A 20,494-nucleotide genomic window follows, 5' to 3' on the forward strand; every position below is an offset into this window, starting at 1 on the left:
GACGAAGCGGCCGCATGGCCCACATACACCGAACAAGCCACTGCTGCTTGACCTCCAAGCCCCTGGGATGTCTTTATTCGGATCCGCACCCTTTGTAGGGCTATGCAAGGGGTGCGGATCCGAATAAAGGGTGCGGCTGGGTTCGTTGGCCTGGGGTTGGGTTGGCGACTGAGGGCTTCGCGCCCTTCGGTCCTGGATCTGGGACTGGTTGTGGCTCAGGAGGTTTCAGGGGACAGCCCGGGTGGGATTTGCCGGGGCCGTCAGGCGGCGGCCGTTAATCCGGGCCGCCGCCCGCGCCGCCCTTCGGGGGCGGGATGCGGACCACTCGGTCGTCGAAGGGGCCCGGCTGGCCGGATTTGTTGGTGGTGCCGACCCAGACGAAGCCGTCGGGGCTGAGGGACGCGCCGTTGAGGGCGCCGTACTTGTCCTGGACGGCCATGGCGGGATTGGTGGTCACCGCGTGGGTGTTGGGGTCGGCGTCGGCGAAGGCGAGGGCCTTGGCATTGTTCATGGCGATGGCCACGCCGTCGACGGCGGCCGCGCAGCCCGCGACGCCGGGGTGGTCGGGCCAGGTCCAGGCGGTGGTCACGGTGCCGTCGGCGGCCACGCGTTGCAGGCGGTCCTCGGTGGCCGTGCGGTCGGTGAACCAGATGCTGTCCTTGTGGTCGGGGCAGACCCCGCCCGCCGTGCCGACTCCGGTCGCGAGCACCTGCGGATTCGCGTTGCCCGGGGCCGGATTATCGATGCGGAGCAGCTTGCCCGCCAGGGAACCGCGGTCCGCCGCCGAGCCCGGATTCCCGGCGTCACCGGTCAGCACGACCATCTGGGTCGGCGAGACGAATTCGATCGCGCCGTGATTTCCGTTGGGGCCTTTGGGAATTCCGGTGAGGATCGGCTTCGGCGCACCGCCCTGTCCGATCCGCACCACCCGGTTGTCGCTGGGCGTGGTGAGGTAGGCGTAGATCAGCCCGTCCTCCTGATACGTCGGCGACAGCACCACATCGCTGAGCCCGCCGTCGCCCGACGCGTCCACGTCCACGCGGGCCACCTCGACCGGTTCCGGCGGCGCCTGATCGGGCGGCACGACCGTCACCTTGAGGATGCGGCCCGTCACGCGCTCGGTGACCAGACCCTGCTGACCGTCCGGCAACACCGTCAGCCCGCCCGTCGTGTCCAGGCACGAGACCACCACGGCCGGATCGGGATCGATGCACGGCCCCTCGGGCCGCTTGGCCGTCGGCGGCGGGGTCTTCGGCGCGCTGGTCGGGCCCATGCCCTCGGGATGCACGGTCGGCGCGGGACTGAACGGCTTGGACGGGGAGTCGTCCAAGCGAGCACAGCCGGTGAGCAGCCCACCGGTGACGGCCACGACCGACGCGATACGGCCCGCGACAACCCAACTCATGGCTCAGACGTTACCGCCCGCGCCGACCGCCGTGGACACGCCGCCGCTTCGGGGCGCGATCCCGCCCGCCGCGCCCTACGCTGACCTCGTGACCGACAAGCCGAACGAAACACCGGAATCGACACCGGCTCACCCTGCCGCCAGCTCCGGTCAGACGGCCGCCAGCCCTTATGACAACCCCACCGGCGAACTGCCGATCCAGGGCCAACGGACCGAGCATCACGTGCCGCGCACCGACGACGAACTCGGCCTCGATCCCCAGGTGCCGCCCGCGGGTCAGCCACGGCCCGAGTCCGGGACCGCACCGAACTACGCCTTCGCCACCATTCCGCCCGCACCCCCGGCCGGAGCCGAGACCACCCGGCTGCGCCGCCGCGGCGAATATCAGCGCGGCACACTGGATCTCGGCCTGCTGGGCCTGCGGCTGGTGCTCGGTCTCACGTTCCTCTACCACGGCATGCAGAAGCTGACGGGCTGGTTCCACGGTCCCGGCCTGGACGGCACCCGCTCGATGCTCGAGCACGGCGGCTGGAAGTACATCGATCTGTCCGCTGCCATGCTAACCGTCTCCGAGGTCGGCGGCGGCGCGCTCATCGTCCTCGGCCTAGCCACCCCGTTGGCCGCCGGCGCGGTCCTCGCCTCGATCCTCGACGCCTGGCTCTGGAAACAGAGCATGGCCCCCGGATTCCAGTACAAGACGGTCGAACTGGAGTCCATCCTCGTCGGCCTCGCCGCCGTCCTGATCCTCACCGGCCCCGGCCGCCTGTCCCTCGACCGAGCCCGAGGCTGGGCCACCCGCCCCGCCTGGGGCTCCTTCGCCATCCTCATCCTCGCCGTCCTGGCCGCCGCGGGCGCCTACGCAGTCCTCCACGGCGGCAACCCCTTCCAGTAACCGCCAACCCAGCCGCACCCTTTATCCAAATCCGCACCCCTTGCAAGGCCCTGCAAAGGGTGCGGATCCCAATAAAGGGTGCGGCTGTGTTGCCGAGCCTGGGGTTGGCGGCCACCTCTGGGGTAGTACACCTCAAAGCCGAAGCAGCCCAGCCGCACTCCTTATTGGGATCCGCACCCCTTGTGGAGCCCTGCAAGGGGTGCGGATTCGAATAAAGGGTGCGGCTGGGTTGGTGTACCTGGGGGTTGTGGGCCATGGAAAAGCGCGGAGGCCGGGACTCGACGAGTTCCGGCCTCTGGTGGGCGTCGGGTCAGGGGACCCGGCGGACGGCGCCCTTGTCGGCGGAGGTGGCCAATGCCGCGTACGCGCGCAGTGCCGTGGTCACCGGGCGATCCCGATGCGCGGGCTGCCACGGACGCTCCGAAGCCTCCATCTTGGCTCGGCGCTCGGCCAGCACCTCGTCGGGGACCAGCAGTTCCAAAGCGCGAGTGTGCACATCGACGCGGATCCGGTCGCCGTTCTCGACCAGGCCGATGACACCGCCACTGGCCGCCTCCGGGGAGATGTGGCCGATCGACAGGCCGGACGTGCCGCCCGAGAACCGGCCATCGGTGATCAGTGCGCACACCTTGCCCAGACCCGCGCCCTTCAGAAATGCCGTGGGGTGCAACATCTCCTGCATACCCGGCCCGCCCGACGGACCCTCGTACCGGACCACGATCACGTCCCCGGGCTTGATCTGCTTGCCGAGGATCTTCGAGACCGCCTCCTCCTGGGACTCGACCACCACGGCCGGACCCTCGAAGGTGAACAGATCCTCATCGATCCCCGCGGTCTTCAGGATCGCGCCGTCGGGCGCGATATTGCCGCGCAGCACGCACAGCCCGCCCTCGACGGTGTAGGCGTGCTCGAGGTCGCGGATGCAGCCGCCCGCCGCGTCGGTGTCCAGCGACGACCACCGGTTCTCCGTCGAGAACGGTTCGGTGGTGCGCACTCCGCCGGGCGCGGCGTGGAACAGTTCGAGCGCCTCTTCGGAAGCCTTGCCGGAGCGGATGTCCCAGGTGTCGAGCCACTCGTCGAAATCGCGCGTGTGCACGGTCGACACATCGCTCTCCAGCAGACCGGCGCGGCGCAGCTCGCCGAGGATTGCGGGGATGCCGCCCGCCCGGTGCACGTCCTCCATGTGGTAGTCGGAGTTCGGCGACACCTTCGACAGGCACGGCACCCGACGCGAGATCTCGTCGATGGTGTCGAGGGTGAAGTCGACCTCGCCCTCCTGCGCGGCGGCGAGGGTGTGCAGCACGGTGTTGGTGGAGCCGCCCATCGCCACGTCCAACGCCATAGCGTTGCGGAAAGCCTTCTCGTTGGCGATGTTTCGCGGCAGCACCGAGGCGTCGTCCTCGCGGTACCAGCGGTTGGCGATCTCGACGACCGTGCTGCCCGCCTTCTGGAACAGCGCCCGGCGCGCGGCGTGGGTGGCCAGCGTGGAGCCGTTGCCCGGCAGCGCCAGGCCCAGCGCCTCGGTGAGGCAGTTCATCGAGTTCGCGGTGAACATGCCCGAACACGACCCGCACGTCGGGCACGCGCTGCGCTCGACCTCGGTCAGGCCGTCGTCGGTGACCTCGCTCGACGCGCTCGCGGAGATCGCGGTGATCAGATCGGTCGGGGCCTGCGCGACACCGCCGACCACGACCGCCTTACCGGCCTCCATCGGGCCGCCGGAGACGAACACGGTCGGGATGTTGAGCCGCATGGCGGCGTTCAACATGCCGGGGGTGATCTTGTCGCAGTTGGAGATGCACACCAGCGCGTCGGCGGTGTGCGCGTTGACCATGTACTCCACCGAATCGGCGATGATCTCGCGGCTGGGCAGCGAGTAGAGCATGCCGCCGTGGCCCATCGCGATGCCGTCGTCGACGGCGATGGTGTGGAACTCGCGCGGCACGCCGCCCGCGGCCCGCACGGCCTCGGCCACGATCTCGCCGACGTTCTTCAGATGCACGTGCCCCGGAACGAACTGCGTATACGAATTCGCAATGGCGACAATCGGTTTGCCGAAGTCGGAGTCGGTGAGGCCGGTGGCTCGCCAGAGCGCGCGGGCGCCCGCGGCGTTGCGTCCGGCGGTCGTGGTGCGGGAACGAAGCGGTGGCATGGGTATTGGTCCTCGTGTGGTCGGCTCGGGCCGTCGGCTCGCTGCGCGTCGTCGGGGCTGTTCGGCGACCGGAACGCAGGATCGCGGCGGCTACTCAACGTTACTCCCGCTGCGAACGGCGAATGCGCCTGGTGGGCGCGGCGGGCCGGAGCGGAAGCGGACTCGCGGTGACAAGGTCAGCACCGAGACCGTCGTATTTGTTCCCGACGGGGGTGCGCACTTTCGAGGCTACCGCGCGGCGTCGCCCTGCGCGCCCTCGCTCTGCGCGCGCTCGCCCTGAGCGGCGGCGCTCTGCGCGGCGTCGCCCTGCGCACCCTCGCCCTCTGCGTCGTCACCCCGCGCAACCTCCCCCCGGTCCCGCGCATCCTTCTCGTCCGCCGCGGCCTCCGCCGCCCCGAACAGATCCGGAATCCGCCCACCCGACGCCTCGATCAACGTCCGCAACCGGTCGTACCCCACCGCGGGCAGCGCCACCTCGGACTCGTCCACCAGATGCGCCCGCACGAAGCCGCGCTTGGGGATGCGGAACCCCTTGATCTGCTCCCAGTCCACGTGCCGCGACCCGAACACGGTCCGCAGATCGAGCCCGTTCGCCGACACCGTCGTGCGCGTGCGCTCGACCCAGATCGCCGCCGCGAGCGGAATCACGAACAGCACCCACAGCACCGCCGGCCATCCGAAGAACGCGAACGCGACACAGAACAGCAGGACGAACACCCCGAGATGCGCGAGCCGGGGGATCCTGATCACCCGACCCAGGTCCGATCCCGTCGCGGCGGTATGGGACGATCGAGCAGGTGGCACGGACCGATGCGGCGATGGCATACATCCATCCTCGCATCACGGTAGACAGACCAAGGTAACCGCCCCGTCTCACATGATGGGACCTGAATGTCAAAATATTTGACGAATCGGTTCACGCGCGCTTACCGTCGTCGGCGTGAATCGAATCGGGCTTCTCGTAATCGGCCGGCGCGTCCAGCGCTGAGCCTGACGACTCCAGTCGACTACGTCAAGCTCGCAGCTGCGACGCGCCACCCTCGATCAGCCACCGGCTGTCGGGGGCTTTTTTGTGTTCAGGCAAGTTCTCACGAACTGGAACGACAAGCAGTAAGGAAAAGACGGTGAGCGCACCTACCGCCCGGCCCGGGCCCTCGGCCCGCAGGCCTGCGCCTTCGGCCAACCAGCCGGCATCCCCGGCTGTCGCCGCGTCCCCGAACCGCCGCCAGGTCCCGCCCGAGCGGGTCACCGGCGCGCAGTCGGTCGTCCGGTCCCTCGAGGAGCTGGGCGTGGATACGGTCTTCGGCATTCCGGGCGGTGCGATTCTTCCCGTCTACGATCCGCTCTTCGACTCGACCAAGGTGCGTCACGTCCTCGTCCGGCACGAGCAGGGCGGCGGGCACGCCGCCACCGGCTACGCCCAGGCAACCGGCCGCGTCGGCGTGTGCATGGCCACCTCCGGTCCGGGCGCGACCAATCTGGTGACCCCGATCGCCGACGCCCAGATGGATTCGGTGCCGCTGGTGGCCATCACCGGACAGGTCGGCCGCGGCCTGATCGGCACCGACGCCTTCCAGGAGGCGGACATCTCGGGCATCACCATGCCGGTCACCAAGCACAACTTCCTGGTCAACGACGCCCTCGACATCCCGCGCGTGATCGCCGAGGCGTTCCACCTCGCCGCCACCGGACGTCCGGGCGCGGTGCTGGTCGACATCCCCAAGGACGTCTTACAGGCCCAGACCACCTTCAGCTGGCCCCCGGAGCTGCGCCTGCCCGGCTACCGTCCGGTGACCAAGCCGCACGGCAAGCAGGTGCGCGAGGCCGCCCGCATGATCCTCGAATCGAAGTCGCCGGTGCTCTACGTCGGCGGCGGCGTCATCAAGGCCGAGGCGTCCGCGGAACTGCTGGAATTGGCCGAGCTGACCGGCATCCCGGTCGTCACCACCCTGATGGCGCGCGGCGCCTTCCCCGACAGCCACCCGCTCAACATGGGCATGCCCGGTATGCACGGCACCGTGGGAGCCGTTGCGGCACTGCAACGTTCGGATCTGCTGATCACCCTGGGCGCCCGGTTCGACGACCGGGTGACCGGCAAGCTGGAGTCCTTCGCCCCCAACGCCAAGGTCATCCACGCCGACATCGACCCGGCCGAGATCGGCAAGAACCGCCACGCCGACGTGCCGATCGTGGGCGACTGCCGCGAGGTCATCAGCGAGCTGACCGAGACGCTGAAGAACGACCCGGCCGCGAAAGACACACCCCTGCTGGACCTTTCGAAGTGGTGGGCCTACCTCGAGGACGTCCGCGAGCGGTACCCGCTGGGCTGGACCCCGTCGAGCGACGGCTCGCTGTCCCCGGAGTTCGTCATCGAGAAGCTGGGCCAGCTCGCCGGGCCCGACGCGATCTACTGCGCGGGCGTGGGCCAGCACCAGATGTGGGCGGCGCAGTTCATCAAGTACGAGAAGCCGCGCACCTGGCTGAACTCCGGCGGTCTGGGCACCATGGGCTACGCCGTCCCGGCGGCCATGGGCGCCAAGATGGGCGCGCCCGACAAAGAGGTGTGGGCCATCGACGGCGACGGCTGCTTCCAGATGACCAATCAGGAGCTGGCCACCTGCGCGGTGGAGGGCGTGCCGATCAAGGTCGCGCTGATCAACAACGGCAACCTCGGCATGGTCCGGCAGTGGCAGACCCTGTTCTACGAGGAGCGCTACTCCAACACCGACCTCGGCACGCACACGCTGCGCATCCCCGACTTCGTGAAACTCGCGGAAGCGTTGGGCTGCCACGGGATTCGCGTGGAGAAGGAGGAGGAGGTCGAGGCCGCGATCCGCGAGGCGCAGTCGATCACCGACCGGCCCGTGGTGATCGATTTCATCGTCGGCAAGGACGCGCAGGTGTGGCCGATGGTCGCCGCCGGCACCTCGAACGACGAGATCATGGCCGCCCGCGGCATCCGCCCGCTGTTCGACGACGACGAATCGGCCGCCGAGCCGGCGGTCATCCACGAGGCCATGGCGCACGAGCGTTCGCAGAAGGGGATCGACGCAGAATGAGCACCACCCACACCCTGAGCGTGCTCGTGGAGGACAAGCCCGGCGTGCTCGCGCGCGTGGCGAGCCTGTTCTCCCGGCGGGGCTTCAACATCGAATCGCTCGCGGTCGGCGGCACCGAGGTCAAGGACATCTCCCGCATGACCATCGTCGTGACCGTGGAGGACCTGCCGCTCGAGCAGGTCACCAAGCAGCTGAACAAGCTGGTCAACGTCATCAAGATCGTCGAGCAGGACGCCGACAGCTCGGTGGCCCGCGAACTGATCCTGGTGAAGGTGCGCGCCGACGCCAGCGTGCGCACCCAGGTGATCGAAACGGTGAACCTGTTCCGGGCCAAGGTCATCGACGTCTCGCCCGACGCGCTCACCATCGAGGCGACCGGCACCCGGTCCAAGCTCGACGCGCTGCTGCGCATGCTGGAGCCCTACGGGATCCGGGAGATCGTGCAGTCGGGTGTCGTGGCAGTCGGCCGCGGGCCCAAGTCGATCACGGCCACCCGCTGATACTTCAACAATCGAAACACGAAGGGACACAACAACAGTGGCAGTCGAGATGTTCTACGACGACGACGCCGACCTGTCGATCATCCAAGGTCGCAAGGTCGCCGTCATCGGGTACGGCTCCCAGGGGCACGCGCACTCGCTGAGCCTGCGCGACTCGGGCGTCGAGGTCCGCATCGGCCTCAAGGAGGGCTCGAAGTCGCGGGAGAAGGCCGAGGAGGCCGGTCTGACCGTGGGCACCCCCGCCGAGGTCTCGGCCTGGGCCGACGTCATCATGCTGCTCGCGCCCGACACCGCGCAGGCCGGGATCTTCACCGCCGACATCGAGCCCAACCTGTCCGACGGCGACGCGCTGTTCTTCGGCCACGGCCTCAACATCCACTTCGGCCTGATCAAGCCCCCCGCCAACGTCACCATCGGCATGGTCGCCCCCAAGGGCCCCGGCCACCTGGTGCGCCGCCAGTTCGTCGACGGCAAGGGCGTTCCCGCGCTCATCGCCGTCGAGCAGGACCCCAAGGGCGAGGGCCAGGCCCTGGCGCTGTCCTACGCCAAGGGCATCGGCGGCACCCGCGCGGGCGTCATCAAGACCACGTTCAAGGAGGAGACCGAGACCGACCTGTTCGGCGAGCAGGCCGTCCTCTGCGGCGGCACCGAGGAACTGGTCAAGACCGGTTTCGAGGTCATGGTCGAGGCGGGCTACGCCCCCGAGATGGCCTACTTCGAGGTCCTGCACGAGCTCAAGCTCATCGTCGACCTCATGTACGAGGGCGGCATCGCCCGCATGAACTACTCGGTCTCCGACACCGCCGAATTCGGCGGCTACCTCTCCGGCCCCCGAGTCATCGACGCCGACACCAAGAAGCGCATGCAGGACATCCTCCGCGACATCCAGGACGGCACCTTCGTCAAGCGCCTCGTCGCCAACGTCGAGGGCGGCAACAAGGAACTGGAATCCCTGCGCAAGCAGAACGCGGAGCATCCGATCGAGGTGACGGGGAAGAAGCTGCGTGGGTTGATGAGCTGGGTGGATCGGCCCATCACCGAGACGGCGTAAAACCCTGCGTCCCAAGGACGTTGACGGCCCGGCATCCTCTGGACGCCGGGCCGTCCCGCTCATTGAGACGATTTGATCTCATTCCTTTCTTCCACCCGGGCATATGACCAGTTGGGCGTTTAAGCTACGGCGCATGATCCGCAAGTCTCTCGCTATCGCGGCGTTGGCCGGGGCCGCCGTGGTGCCCGGAACCGCGCACGCCGACGTCTCGCCCGCCGAATCCGCCGCGCGCGCCTACATCGACGCGCTGTTGTCGCACAACTCGTCCAACGTTCCGTTCGCGCCCTTCACTCGGCGGGTGGAGAACGGTGTGCCTACCGGGTTCACCGCCCTGGATCTACACCTTCAGCTGGATTACGGCCCGCAGTATCGGATCATCACGGCCATCCGCGACCTCACCGTCACCGCGAACGGCGACCATGCCGACGCGCACTACAACCTGGACACCGGCCTGTTCGGCGTGCCGCTGACGTCGGTGCACGTGGACGAGAGCTTCGAGGTCCCCAACGGGCAGATCACCGAGATCAACGCCAACTTCGGCTGATTCCGGACAGCACGACGGCCCGATGCCGGCTCGGAGGCATCGGGCCGTCGGCGTTTCGCCGGTTCAGCTGCTGCCGAACCAGCCCGGCGGGACCACGCGATGCCACCCCAGACCCGGATGGTGGTGGCGGCGATCGGACGGATCGCACTCGTCGTCCCAACGGTTGTCGCGGTTCCAGTCCCAGAGTCCGGAGTGATCCCAGGGGTTGTTGTGGTTCGGGCGCGCGACCTCGGTGGTCGTCGTGGGCTCCTCGGCGTGAGCCGAAACCGCAAGTCCCGCAACGGGAGCCGCCGCGACCGCCCCGGTCACCGCCAATCGCAACACCGTCCGTCTGGTATTCGAGAACACGGTTCGTTCCTCCAATCTGGTTCCGCTGTAGTCACTCTGGCCGATGGGAGCGCGGGGGTCACGGGGGTTGGCACGAGTTGGGGGTGGGATTCATCCTCGAGGATGAGGGGAGTGGGGGAGGTCCCTTAGCCGACGTCCCGGATGCCGCCGTCTGGGTCGGCGGGATCGATGTGCCAGCTGCGGATGCGCCGCGGGCGAATTCGGATGACCTCGTTGCAGAACCAGTCCGGGGCTACGGGCGGCACCTCGACGGTCACGACCTCGGCGAACCCGCGGATCTCGACGCCTCGGCCCCAGCCGGGCTTCACCTCGTTCGGATCGTCGGGAGTCATGTCGTCGATGACGAGACTGACGTTCGGGTTTGCGCGGACGTTGCGGTAGCGGGCGGCGGTGGGGGTGGGGCCGCCGATGTCGATGGTGCCGTCGGGGTTGAGTTGGAAGCCTACGGGGACTACCTGGGGTTTGTTGGACGGGCTGACCGTCGCGAGGCGGGCCAGTTTCTGGGCGGCGAGGTAGGCGTGCTCGGCGGGAGTGTAGGTCATGGGGGGACGGTAGGACATCAACCGAAGTTGAGGTCAATTCGCGCGCCTACTGTCTCGGTCGGTGATCGCAAGTAATCTGTTCCGGGTTGCGGTCGGCCACGGTCGGCCGGTCCGGTACGAAGTTGGACGGGGAGTACGTATCCATGGCTCGAATTCTGCGCATCGTTCCGAGCGGGCAGCGCATCAGCGCGCACAAGCTCGAGGAGGGTGTCACCTGTCAGTACAAGGTCATCGAAACCAGCGAAGGGCAGACGCTGGTGCATTTGTCCACCTTTGGCTCGGACAAACGGGAGTCCCAGCCGAAAAGCAGTCAGTCGATGCAGTTCGACAAAGAACACGCCATGCAATTGATCGACATCCTCACCGCCGCGTTCGGGTCGCGCGACGATGAGGAAGATCGCGAGATCGCGATTCCGGCCGAATTTCCGGAAGCCACCGAGGAGATGGCCGCCGAACTGTACGTTCCCCGAACCTGGTTGCAGGAATGCATCGATCTCCTTCGTGATCGCCCTCAGCTGATATTCTACGGCCCGCCGGGGACCGGCAAAACGTATATCGCGAGGAAAATCGCTGAGCACATCTCCGGCGCCGAGAACGTCAAGGTGGTCCAATTCCATCCGTCGTACTCGTACGAAGATTTCTTCGAGGGATTTCGTCCCAGTCGCTCGGAAGCCGGTCAGATCACCTACGAAGTACACAACGGGCCGCTGAAACTGCTGGCCGAGAAGGCCAGACAGGATCCGGGATCCCTGTACACTCTCGTCATCGATGAGATAAACCGGGGTAACCTTGCCAAAATATTCGGTGAGTTGTACTTCCTCCTGGAGTATCGCGACGGCGGATTGAATCTCATGTATTCCGATACCGTGGACGCGACGTTCACCCTTCCGAAGAATTTGGTGATCATCGGCACGATGAACACGGCCGACCGGTCGATCGCGCTGATCGATTCGGCGATGCGGAGGCGGTTCGCGTTCGTCGCGCTACATCCGTCCGAGGAGCCCACCAAGAGCATTCTGCGCAAATGGCTCGCCGACCATGATTATGGTCCGGAAATAGCAGAAATCGTCGAACATCTGAATGCGCGAATTCCGGACGAGGAATTCAAGATCGGCCCTTCGTATTTCATGCGCCCGGCGGCGGTTACCGAGCCGGGAATCGAGCTGACGTGGCGTACATCGATCATGCCCTTGTTGGAGGAATACCACTTCGGAAATCCGGAGCTGAATGTGCACGAGTACTACGCGCTGGACAATGTGCGTACCGATGCCGAAAATTCGGAGTCGTCGGTATGAGACCGCCGCTGGACCTCGTTGAATACGGTCCGGCGCGGTTGGTCGACCTGTCTCGTGGGGAGTACGAGACCCTCGCGGAACTGGGCATCGTCAAGGTCGACAGCAAATCGACGAACCGGTACACCATCAAACCGGGCGGCAAGGTCGGATCGGTCCGTCTGGGTGACCTTCAGATCAATGTCAAGCCGAAGATCACCGAGCTGAAGAGGCTGCTGTTCTTCATCGGATACTGCTCCAGCCCGGCGATCTGGCGTGAGGAGTTCGTTCAGCTGGAGAAGGCCGACGGGTTGTTCCCGGCCGTGGCGGAGTCCTTCGTTCGCCTGACCACCCGTGCGCTGGAACGAGGTCTACTCCAGGGATACGGCACACGAGCGGACCAACTTCCGGTGCTCCGGGGTCGCGTGCGGTTTCATGATCAGACGAAGCGGAACTTCGGCCTACCGGTTCCTATCGCCGTGGAGTACGACGATTTCACCTTCGACATTCCGGAGAATCAAATCGTCCTGCTCGCCACCCTGCGGCTGCTCGGACTGCCCGATATCGGCGCCGATGCTCGCCATCGTCTCGGCCATATACGGAAGCTTTTGGACGACGTGACCGTCTATCCCAAGCGAAGTGCGACACCACGCTGGAAGCTGAACCGGCTCAATGCCCGCTACCAGGACGTCCTGCGCCTTTCTGAGGTGATCCTGGACAACAGTTCCTTCCACCAGATGAGTGGATCGTTGACGGTATCGGGTTTCATGGTCGAGATGTGGCGAGTGTACGAGGATTTCGTGGAAGGAGCACTGAAAATGTCGATGCGTCCATTCGGCGGTCACGCGAAAGCTCAGCACGAGCAGTATCTCGACAAAGCATCGAGAGTGAGATTTCGGCCGGACATCATCTGGTTCGACAGCGCCGATAACCCGATCGCCGTCGTGGATGTCAAGTACAAGGCGCAGCGGATCAACAAATTTCCCGAAGCGGATCTGTACCAGATGTTGGCCTATTGCTCGGCTCTCGGGTTGAAGGAAGGGCATCTGGTTTATGCGAAGGGAAACGAATCGCCAAGGGTTCACGAGATAAATAATTGCGGTATCACTGTCTATTGCCATGCCTTGGACCTGGGCTCGCCTCCGGACGTCTTGCTGGAGTCCATCGAGGCGCTCGCGAAACTCATTGTGAGCGACCAGAGTACACGGTGACGTCTCGCACGATGGTGGGCAAGTGGACCACGGTGTGAGATCAGCTTCGAAACGTGACCATCAAATCGAAACCTCGCCCACCCTGACCCCCCGATGCTCACGGCGCGACAGCTCGCACGCCTCCGCGACGCGGAAGGCCGCCAGCGCATCCCAAGCGGTGCACGGACTTTCGGCTTCCCCCGTGACCACGCTGACAAAAGCCCCCAACTCCTCGGTGTACGCATCGCGGAATCTCTCCATGAAACCGGCGTACGCCGGCACTGCCGACCCCGCCCACCCAGGCTCGACAGACCGCAACGGAGCCCGATCATCCAACCCCACAACCACATTCCCCCGAGACCCCAATACCTCCAGCCGCACATCGTACCCCGCCCCGTTGTACCGCCCGAGCGAAACCGTCGCCAGCGCACCGTCATCCATCCGCAACGCCACCGCCGCGGTGTCCACGTCGTCCGCGTCGGCGAAGAACCGCTCCCCCCGATTAGCCCCCAACACGAACACCTCCGTCACCTCTCGCCCGGTCACCCATCGGATGATGTCGAAGTCGTGCACACCGCAGTCGCGGAACAACCCGCCCGACCGCGAAATGTATTGCGCCGGAGGGGGAAACGGATCCAAGGTCGTCGCACGCAGGGTGTGCAACCAGCCCAACTCCCCGGACGCCACCGCCTCGCGGGCCGCCCGATACCCGGCATCGAACCGGCGCTGAAACCCGATCTGCACCGGAACCCCGGAGCGCTCGACATGTCGCACGACTGCCAACGTGCCCGCGAGATCGGCCGCGACCGGCTTCTCGCAGAACACCGGAAGCCCGCGGTCCACGGCCGTCGTGATGAGCGACGGATGCGAATCCGTGGCCGTGGCGATCACCAGCCCGGCGATGTCCGAGGCAAGCAAAGTCTCGATGTCCGAAGCGAATTCGACGCCCAGCTTCGCCGCCGTCGTGCGCGCCCGGTCGCGGTCGGCGTCGGCGATCACGACGCGATCCACCCCGGGCAGTCCCGCGAGCGTCTCCGCGTGCGCGGCGCCGATGCGGCCGACCCCGACCAATCCCAGTCCGACCGTCATATGCGAACTCCTGTCCGGTTATCGTGCGGGTTCGGCGGTCGTCGCGCGGACGACCAGGGCGGGTGGCACGCGGCGGCGTACGGGTTCGGTACGGCCCGAGCGCAAGCGCTCGACCAGGGCCGCCACCGCCAGTCGGCCGATCTCGGTGCGGGGCTGATCGATCGTGGTCAGGGCGATGTGGTGCAGCGCGGCGAGGGAGGAGTTGTCGTAGCCGACCACCGAAACATCTTGCGGCACACGCAATCCCGCAGCCGCCAGCGCCGACATCGCGCCGACGGCGTTGAAGTCGTTGCCGCACACCAGCGCCGAGGGGAAGTTCGCCGGGGAGAACAGCGCCAGCAGTGTGCGCACCGCCGCCATGCCCGCGGCGTCGGTGTGCTCGCTGGGCACCACCATCGGCTCGAGACCGTGCCGCCGCATCGCGCTCTCGTAGCCGCGTCGGCGCGGCGCGGCGGTGAAGGCGCCGCCGCCGTCCAGGTGCACGATGCGCCGATGTCCCAGTGCCACAAGGTGATCCACGGCCAGCCCGACCCCGGTCTCCCCGTCGTCGTTGACGGTGTCGACCGTGCCGATCGTCGAGCCGCGCGACACCAGTACCAGCGGGCACTGCCGGGCCGCGGCGCGGATGTCGGCGGTGGGCAGCACCGGTGACAGCAGGACGACCCCGGCGGGCCGGAAGGCCAGCAGGCCGGACAGCGCGGCGCGCTCGCGGGACGCGCTGCGGCGGCCGGTGTTGAGAATGAGTTCGAGCCCCGCGTCCTGCGCTGCGGCGTCCATGCCCTCGATGACGTCGGCGAAGTAGGCGTTGCTCAGATCCGACACCATGACCCCGACGATCGTGGAGGTGCGGCTGGCCAGCGACCGGGCCATGGCGTGCGGCTGATAGCCCAGCTCGCGCGCCGCGTCGAGCACCGCGCGGCGGCGGCGCTCGCTCACCTTGGGCGAGCCGCGCATGACGAGGGAGACCAGCGCCCGGGAGACACCGGCCCGCGCGGCGACGTCGTCCATCGTCGGTCGCGTCATGGCGGGGGCCTTCCGAGATCCCGGAAATCGGCTGTCGCGTCGAAGGTTACAGCGCGCCGGGACGGCACACAATAGAGCGCTCCAATCGGACGAACCGGCCGCCGCGAACTCGGGTCGCCGATCGATCCTGCGAGGTAGACACGTCATTCGTGGACGCGACCCATCCTTGACAGCAGCGTGACCCAGGTTACATAGTTGGAGCGCTCCAATAGGAGCGCCCACCGACAGCGGGAGTATCCGATGTCCGTACCGTCGTATCCGCTGCGCGTCGCCGCCGCACCGATCTCCTGGGGCGTGTGCGAGGTCCCCGGCTGGGGTCACGTCCTGGACGCGCCGACGGTCCTGTCCGAGATGACCGCCCTCGGGCTCACCGCCACCGAATTCGGCCCGCCCGGCTATCTGCCCGCCGATCCCCGCGCCTTGCGAAACATGTTGCGCCCCTATGGAATCGCCGCGATCGGCGGATTCCTCGCCCTGCCCCTGCACACCGCGCCCGATGCCGCCCTGCGCGCCGCGCGTCGCAGCGCCGCCTTGTTCGCCGCCGCGGGTTCGGAGGTGCTTGTGCTGGCCGCCGCCACCGGACTCGACGGCTACGACTCCCGTCCCGACCTCGACGACGCCGGGTGGCGCACGCTGATCGACACCGCCGCGGCCGTGCGCGACATCGCCGCCGAGTACGGGTTGCGTACGGTTTTGCACCCACACGTCGGCACCCATGTGGAGACCGCGACCGAGGTGGAACGCTTCCTCGCCCGGTCCGATCTCGACATCTGCCTCGATACGGGACACCTACTGATCGGTGGCACCGATCCCGTCGACCTCGCCCGCCGCCACCCCACCCGCATCGGTCACATTCATCTCAAGGATGTGCGAAACTCCCTCGCCGACGAGATGCGCGGCGGCAGAATGGAATACCGCCAGGCCGTGCGGCGGGGCCTGTTCGCCCCGCTGGGGGAGGGGGATGTCGACATCGAAGCCCTGGTCCGGTGCGTGCGGGCGGCGGGATACCGGGGTTGGTATGTGATCGAACAGGATACGGCGCTCGCACCGGGCGATTCGGCCGCCGGACCCAGCCGCGACGCCGAACGCAGCCTGCGCTATCTGGCGGGCCTCGGCACTCCCGCCCGGATCTAGGTAGGAAATATATGACGACGACGTCGAAACCGCGCCCTGGTCGGGGAGTCGGTTCGAATGGGGAGAACCGGGGCGATGGCCGCGGGTCGCCAGATGGGCAACAGACGACACCGAAATCGCGTCAGCGGAACGGCACTGGTCCGGGTGACCGGGACCGAAGCGAGGGCCGCGGGTCGCCGGGTGGGCAACAGCAGAAGTCGGCATGGAAACCGCGTCAGCGTAAGGGAACTGGCCCGGGTGACGGGAACTGGACCGAGGGCCGCAGGACGCCGAAACCGCACCGCCGCGCAGGAGCGGGCGGCAATGCGCGTCGACGAGGACGATGGCGCGTGCTGCCCTGGTTGGCAGCCGGGGCGGCGCTGCTGGCCGCGTGCAGTGGGCCCGGCGCGGACGTGCCCGCCTCCCAGACCCACAGCCCGGTCGCGGCGGGCACCTTGAACTCGGTCGCGGTCGTCACGCACGGCACGCCCGGCGATGCCTTCTGGAACGTCGTCAAGAACGGCGCCGAGGCGGCCGGGAAGGACCTCGGCGTCCCCGTCACCTACAACTCCGCGGGCGATCCCGGCGAGCAGGCCAAACTCATCGACAACGCTGTGGCGCAAGGCGTCGGCGGCCTGGTGGTCTCGATGGCGAATCCGGAGGCGCTGCGGCCGTCGGTGGAACGCGCTGTGGCAGCGGGCATTCCGGTGGTCACCATCAACTCCGGCGAGGCCGACAGCGCCCGGTTCGGCGCGATCGCCCACGTCGGTCAGAGCGAGCGCTCGGCCGGGCAGGCGGCGGGCAAGCGGCTGAAGGATGCCGGAAAGTCCAAGCTGCTCTGCGTGATTCACGAGGCGGGCAATATCGGCGCGAACGAGCGCTGCGCGGGCGCCACCCAGGGTTTCGGCAATGCCACCACTTTGCAGGTCGACATCAACAATCCCACCGACGCCCAGTCGCGCATCAAGGGCGCGCTCGAGGCCGATCACGCCATCGACGCTGTGCTGACGCTCAATTCGCAGATCGCCGCCCGCGCGGTGGCCGCGGTCGGGGAATCGCATGCGACGGCAGGCGTCGCGACCTTCGACCTGAATCCCGATGTGGTGCAGGCGATTCGGGCGGGCAGCCTGCTGTTCGCGGTGGATCAGCAGCAGTACGAGCAGGGTTATCTGCCGGTGGTGCTGCTGCGCGCCTACCGGACGAATCTGAACACCGTCGGCGGCGGCGCGCCCGTGCAGACGGGCCCGGCGTTCGTGGACAAGGGCAATGTCGAGGCCGTCGCCCAACTCGTGGCGCAGGGCACCCGGTGAGGTCAGGAGTGGACGAGTGCTGAACCGGATGATCGTGCGGCCCGAGATCGGGGCCGCGCTCGGCGCGCTGGTTGTGTTCCTGTTCTTCTCGATCATCACCGACAAATTCCTCACCCCGCTCGGCGTGGCGACCTGGCTGGACGACGCGTCGACGCTGGGCATCATGGCGGTCGCGGTGGCGATGCTGATGATCGGCGGCGAGTTCGACCTGTCGGCGGGGGTGATGACCGCATCGACGGCCCTGGTCACCGCGCTGCTCGCGGTGCACGCGGGCTGGAACGTGTGGCTGGCGCTGCTGGTGTCGTTGCTGTTCGCGCTCGCGGTCGGCGCGCTCAACGGCTGGGTGGTGATGCGGACCGGGCTGCCGAGTTTCATCGTCACGCTCGGGACCTTCCTCGCGCTCCAGGGGCTCAACCTCGGGGTGACGCGGCTGGTCACCGGGACCGTGCAGGTGTCGGGCATCCGGTCGGCGCCCGGATACGCCTCCGCCGGTTGGGTTTTCGCGTCCACCACCGACCTCGGTGACGCGCGGATCCAGGCGTCGGTGGTGTGGTGGATCGTCGTCACCGCCGTCGCGACCGTGCTTCTGATACGGACCCGGTACGGGAACTGGATCTTCGCGGTCGGGGGTTCGGCGGTCAGCGCCCGCGCGGTCGGCGTTCCGGTGACGCGGACGAAGATCCTGCTGTTCATGACGACCGCGTTCGCCGGGTGGGTGGTCGGCTCGTGCGACATCCTGCGGTTCGCCAGCGTGCAGGCCAATCAGGGGGTGGGGCTGGAGTTCCAGTACATTATCGCGGCGGTGGTCGGCGGATGCCTGCTGACCGGCGGGTTCGGCTCGGTGATCGGCGCGGCGATCGGCGCGCTGATCTTCGGCATGGCCCGGCAGGGCATCGTGTTCGCGCGCTGGGACAGCGACTGGTTCATGTTGTTCCTCGGCGTGCTGCTGCTGTCGGCGGTGCTGGTGAACAACGCCTTCAAGAAGCGGGCGGAAAGGGTACGCCGATGACGGCTCCGCTGATCGAAACCCTCGGTATCGGAAAGAGTTACGGCGGCGTGGTCGCGCTCGAGGACGTGTCCATGACCGTCCCCGCGGGCGAGGTGACCTGCGTGCTCGGCGACAACGGCGCGGGCAAGTCCACCCTGATCAAGATCCTGGCGGGCGTGCACCAGCACGATACGGGCGAACTACGGGTCGAGGGGCAGGTCACGAGATTCGCCTCGCCGCGGGACGCACTGGACCGCGGGATAGCCACGGTCTACCAGGATCTGGCGGTGGTGCCGCTGATGAGTGTGTGGCGCAACTTCGTCCTCGGCTCCGAGCCCACCCGCGGCGTCGGACCGCTGCGCCTGCTCGACCGGCGCGCGGGACAGCAGATCGCCCGGAACGCGTTGGCGGACATGGGAATCGAGCTGCGCGATATGGAACAGCCGGTGGGCACGCTCTCGGGCGGGCAACGCCAATGCATCGCGATCGCGCGGGCGGTGCACTACGGCGCGAAGGTGCTCATCCTCGACGAGCCGACCGCGGCGCTGGGCGTCAAACAGGCGGGCGTGGTGTTGCGTTATGTGGTCCAGGCCCGAGACCGCGGCCTCGGCGTCGTCCTGATCACCCACAACCCACACCACGCCTACCCCGTGGGCGACCGCTTCCTGCTGCTGAAACGCGGTGCGGTACTGGGCTCGTACGGGAAGTCCGAGATCGACCTGCCCGAGCTGACCCGGCAGATGGCCGGGGGCGCCGAACTCGACGCGCTGGAACACGAGGTGCGGCGGGTGGTCGAATGAATGGCTTGGCGGGCCTGGAGCACAAGGTGCGGCGGGTGTTGAACGAGTGGCTCGGCGGATCTGGAGCACGAAGTGCGGCGGGTGGTCGAATGAGTGGGGCGGGTCCGGAACACGAGTTGCGGTGGGTGGTCTGATGAGCGGCCTGGGGACTCCGGAGCATGAGCCGCGGCGGGTGGGCGGGCTCGAGGCGTTGACGGTCGGGCGTGTCGGGGTGGATCTGTATCCGGAGCAGAGCGGGGTGCCGTTGGCCGAGGTGCGGACGTTCGCGAAGTCGCTGGGTGGGACGGCGACGAATGTGGCGGTGGCGGTGGCACGGCTGGGGCGGCGGAGTGCGGTGCTGACCAAGGTGGGGGCGGATGGGTTCGGGGACTATGTGCGAAACGCGTTGGGGGAGTTCGGGGTTGATGCTCGGTATGTCGGGACCGCGCCGGATCTGCACACCCCGGTGGTGTTCTGCGAGCTGAACCCGCCCGCGGATCCGCCCCTGCTGTTCTATCGCGCGCCGATCGCGCCGGACCTGACCCTCACCGAGGAGGACGTGCCCTGGGACGTGGTGGACTCCGTTCCCCTGTTGTGGGTCACCGGCACCGGCGTCAGCGCCGAACCGGCCCGCTCCACCCAGCGCCGAATCCTCCAGCGCCGCAACCGCTTCGGCCACACCGTCCTGGATCTGGACTACCGGCCGATGTTCTGGTCCGACGTCGAGACGGCGCGCCGCGAGATCGCCTGGATGATCGAGCACGTCGACACGGTCGTCGGCAATCGCGCCGAAACCGAAGTCGCCCTGGGCACTTCGGACCCGAACGAGGCCGCCGACCTCCTGCTCATCCGGGGCGTCGGCACGGCCGTGATCAAACTCGGCGCGGCGGGCGTCCTGATCGCTACCGCCGCCGAACGCTGGACGGTGCCCCCGTGCCCGGTACAGGTCGTGTGCGGGTTGGGTGCGGGAGACGCCTTCGGCGGGGCGCTCATCCACGGCCTGCTCTCCGGCTGGGAGCCACAGCGCATCGCCGCCTACGCCAACGCCGCCGGCGCCCTCGTCGCCGCCCGCCTGGCCTGCGCCGACGCCATGCCCACCGCGACGGAGATCGAGGAGACGCTGTGCGGCTGAACTCGGCACTCCCGGCGACCCTCCGCCCGGAGGGTCCCGCAGTGGTTCCGTACTCGTCCGTATCGGCGCCCGTCGGAGCGGAGAGTCCCGCAGTGTTCCCGTACCC

The 20,494-nt window shown here is 67.7% G+C and carries 19 protein-coding genes; 12 read left to right on the top strand and 7 right to left on the bottom strand.

Annotated elements, in window-relative coordinates; translation table 11 throughout:
* Window positions 1–274 precede the first annotated feature (274 nt).
* Window positions 275–1,405 (bottom strand): PQQ-dependent sugar dehydrogenase, encoded by a 1,131-nt coding sequence (locus ACWDSJ_RS36795; RefSeq protein WP_387355746.1) that lies wholly within the window; start codon window positions 1,403–1,405, stop codon window positions 275–277.
* On the opposite strand from ACWDSJ_RS36795, the gene ACWDSJ_RS36800 reads away from it, so the two are divergent.
* Window positions 1,404–2,297, top strand: a complete 894-nt coding sequence (locus ACWDSJ_RS36800) for a DoxX family membrane protein (protein ID WP_450037444.1) — start codon at window positions 1,404–1,406, stop codon at window positions 2,295–2,297. The two genes, ACWDSJ_RS36795 and ACWDSJ_RS36800, sit on opposite strands and share 2 nt — an antisense overlap.
* A 310-nt stretch (window positions 2,298–2,607) precedes the next feature.
* On the opposite strand, the gene ilvD is transcribed toward ACWDSJ_RS36800, so the two are convergent.
* On the bottom strand, window positions 2,608–4,449 hold the full coding sequence (ilvD, locus tag ACWDSJ_RS36805) for a dihydroxy-acid dehydratase (RefSeq protein WP_450037445.1): 1,842 nt from the start codon (window positions 4,447–4,449) through the stop codon (window positions 2,608–2,610).
* Between the two features lie 228 nt (window positions 4,450–4,677).
* Entirely contained in the window at window positions 4,678–5,199 is a 522-nt protein-coding gene (locus tag ACWDSJ_RS36810; protein WP_450037446.1) for a PH domain-containing protein, read from the bottom strand.
* Between the two features lie 374 nt (window positions 5,200–5,573).
* On the opposite strand from ACWDSJ_RS36810, the gene ACWDSJ_RS36815 reads away from it, so the two are divergent.
* The 4 genes from ACWDSJ_RS36815 to ACWDSJ_RS36830 all read left to right on the top strand — a co-directional run bounded on the left by ACWDSJ_RS36815 (window position 5,574) and on the right by ACWDSJ_RS36830 (window position 9,603).
* Window positions 5,574–7,508 (top strand): acetolactate synthase large subunit, encoded by a 1,935-nt coding sequence (locus ACWDSJ_RS36815; RefSeq protein ID WP_450037447.1) that lies wholly within the window; start codon window positions 5,574–5,576, stop codon window positions 7,506–7,508.
* Entirely contained in the window at window positions 7,505–8,008 is a 504-nt protein-coding gene (ilvN, locus tag ACWDSJ_RS36820) for an acetolactate synthase small subunit (protein WP_387355756.1), read from the top strand. Before ACWDSJ_RS36815 ends, ilvN begins: the two co-directional genes overlap by 4 nt.
* Before the next feature lie 49 nt (window positions 8,009–8,057).
* Entirely contained in the window at window positions 8,058–9,059 is a 1,002-nt protein-coding gene (ilvC, locus tag ACWDSJ_RS36825) for a ketol-acid reductoisomerase (protein ID WP_387356944.1), read from the top strand.
* 133 nt (window positions 9,060–9,192) lie between these two features.
* Window positions 9,193–9,603 carry a hypothetical protein gene (locus ACWDSJ_RS36830; RefSeq protein WP_450037448.1) on the top strand — a complete coding sequence of 137 codons (411 nt, stop codon included), beginning with the start codon at window positions 9,193–9,195 and terminating at the stop codon, window positions 9,601–9,603.
* 63 nt (window positions 9,604–9,666) lie between these two features.
* On the opposite strand, the gene ACWDSJ_RS36835 is transcribed toward ACWDSJ_RS36830, so the two are convergent.
* Both ACWDSJ_RS36835 and ACWDSJ_RS36840 read right to left on the bottom strand, forming a co-directional pair.
* On the bottom strand, window positions 9,667–9,927 hold the full coding sequence (locus ACWDSJ_RS36835; RefSeq protein ID WP_450037449.1) for a hypothetical protein: 261 nt from the start codon (window positions 9,925–9,927) through the stop codon (window positions 9,667–9,669).
* 149 nt (window positions 9,928–10,076) lie between these two features.
* Window positions 10,077–10,493, bottom strand: a complete 417-nt coding sequence (locus tag ACWDSJ_RS36840; RefSeq protein ID WP_450037450.1) for a PPOX class F420-dependent oxidoreductase — start codon at window positions 10,491–10,493, stop codon at window positions 10,077–10,079.
* 143 nt (window positions 10,494–10,636) lie between these two features.
* Here ACWDSJ_RS36840 and ACWDSJ_RS36845 point away from each other — a divergent pair, with 143 nt between their 5' ends.
* A complete protein-coding gene (locus tag ACWDSJ_RS36845) occupies window positions 10,637–11,788 on the top strand; it encodes an McrB family protein (protein ID WP_450037451.1) in 1,152 nt (383 codons plus the stop codon).
* Complete coding sequence (locus ACWDSJ_RS36850) at window positions 11,785–12,975, top strand: McrC family protein (protein ID WP_450037453.1); 1,191 nt, start codon at window positions 11,785–11,787, stop codon at window positions 12,973–12,975. Before ACWDSJ_RS36845 ends, ACWDSJ_RS36850 begins: the two co-directional genes overlap by 4 nt.
* Before the next feature lie 60 nt (window positions 12,976–13,035).
* On the opposite strand, the gene ACWDSJ_RS36855 is transcribed toward ACWDSJ_RS36850, so the two are convergent.
* A complete protein-coding gene (locus ACWDSJ_RS36855) occupies window positions 13,036–14,043 on the bottom strand; it encodes a Gfo/Idh/MocA family protein (RefSeq protein WP_450037454.1) in 1,008 nt (335 codons plus the stop codon).
* Between the two features lie 18 nt (window positions 14,044–14,061).
* Complete coding sequence (locus ACWDSJ_RS36860; protein ID WP_450037456.1) at window positions 14,062–15,066, bottom strand: LacI family DNA-binding transcriptional regulator; 1,005 nt, start codon at window positions 15,064–15,066, stop codon at window positions 14,062–14,064.
* Window positions 15,067–15,306: 240 nt separating this feature from the next.
* On the opposite strand from ACWDSJ_RS36860, the gene ACWDSJ_RS36865 reads away from it, so the two are divergent.
* The 5 genes from ACWDSJ_RS36865 (at window position 15,307) to iolC (ending at window position 20,388) form a co-directional block, all read left to right on the top strand.
* Window positions 15,307–16,200 (top strand): TIM barrel protein, encoded by an 894-nt coding sequence (locus ACWDSJ_RS36865; protein ID WP_450037458.1) that lies wholly within the window; start codon window positions 15,307–15,309, stop codon window positions 16,198–16,200.
* Window positions 16,201–16,529: 329 nt separating this feature from the next.
* Window positions 16,530–17,489: a sugar ABC transporter substrate-binding protein gene (locus ACWDSJ_RS36870; protein WP_450037460.1), complete on the top strand. Its 960-nt coding sequence runs from the start codon at window positions 16,530–16,532 to the stop codon at window positions 17,487–17,489.
* A gap of 28 nt (window positions 17,490–17,517) precedes the next feature.
* Window positions 17,518–18,498, top strand: a complete 981-nt coding sequence (locus ACWDSJ_RS36875) for an ABC transporter permease (protein WP_450037472.1) — start codon at window positions 17,518–17,520, stop codon at window positions 18,496–18,498.
* Window positions 18,495–19,277, top strand: coding sequence for an ATP-binding cassette domain-containing protein (locus tag ACWDSJ_RS36880; protein WP_450037462.1), 783 nt, complete (start codon window positions 18,495–18,497; stop codon window positions 19,275–19,277). Before ACWDSJ_RS36875 ends, ACWDSJ_RS36880 begins: the two co-directional genes overlap by 4 nt.
* A 133-nt stretch (window positions 19,278–19,410) precedes the next feature.
* Window positions 19,411–20,388: a 5-dehydro-2-deoxygluconokinase gene (gene iolC / locus ACWDSJ_RS36885; protein ID WP_450037464.1), complete on the top strand. Its 978-nt coding sequence runs from the start codon at window positions 19,411–19,413 to the stop codon at window positions 20,386–20,388.
* The last annotated feature ends 106 nt before the right edge of the window (window positions 20,389–20,494 follow it).

Source organism: Nocardia sp. NPDC003482 (assembly GCF_053588115.1).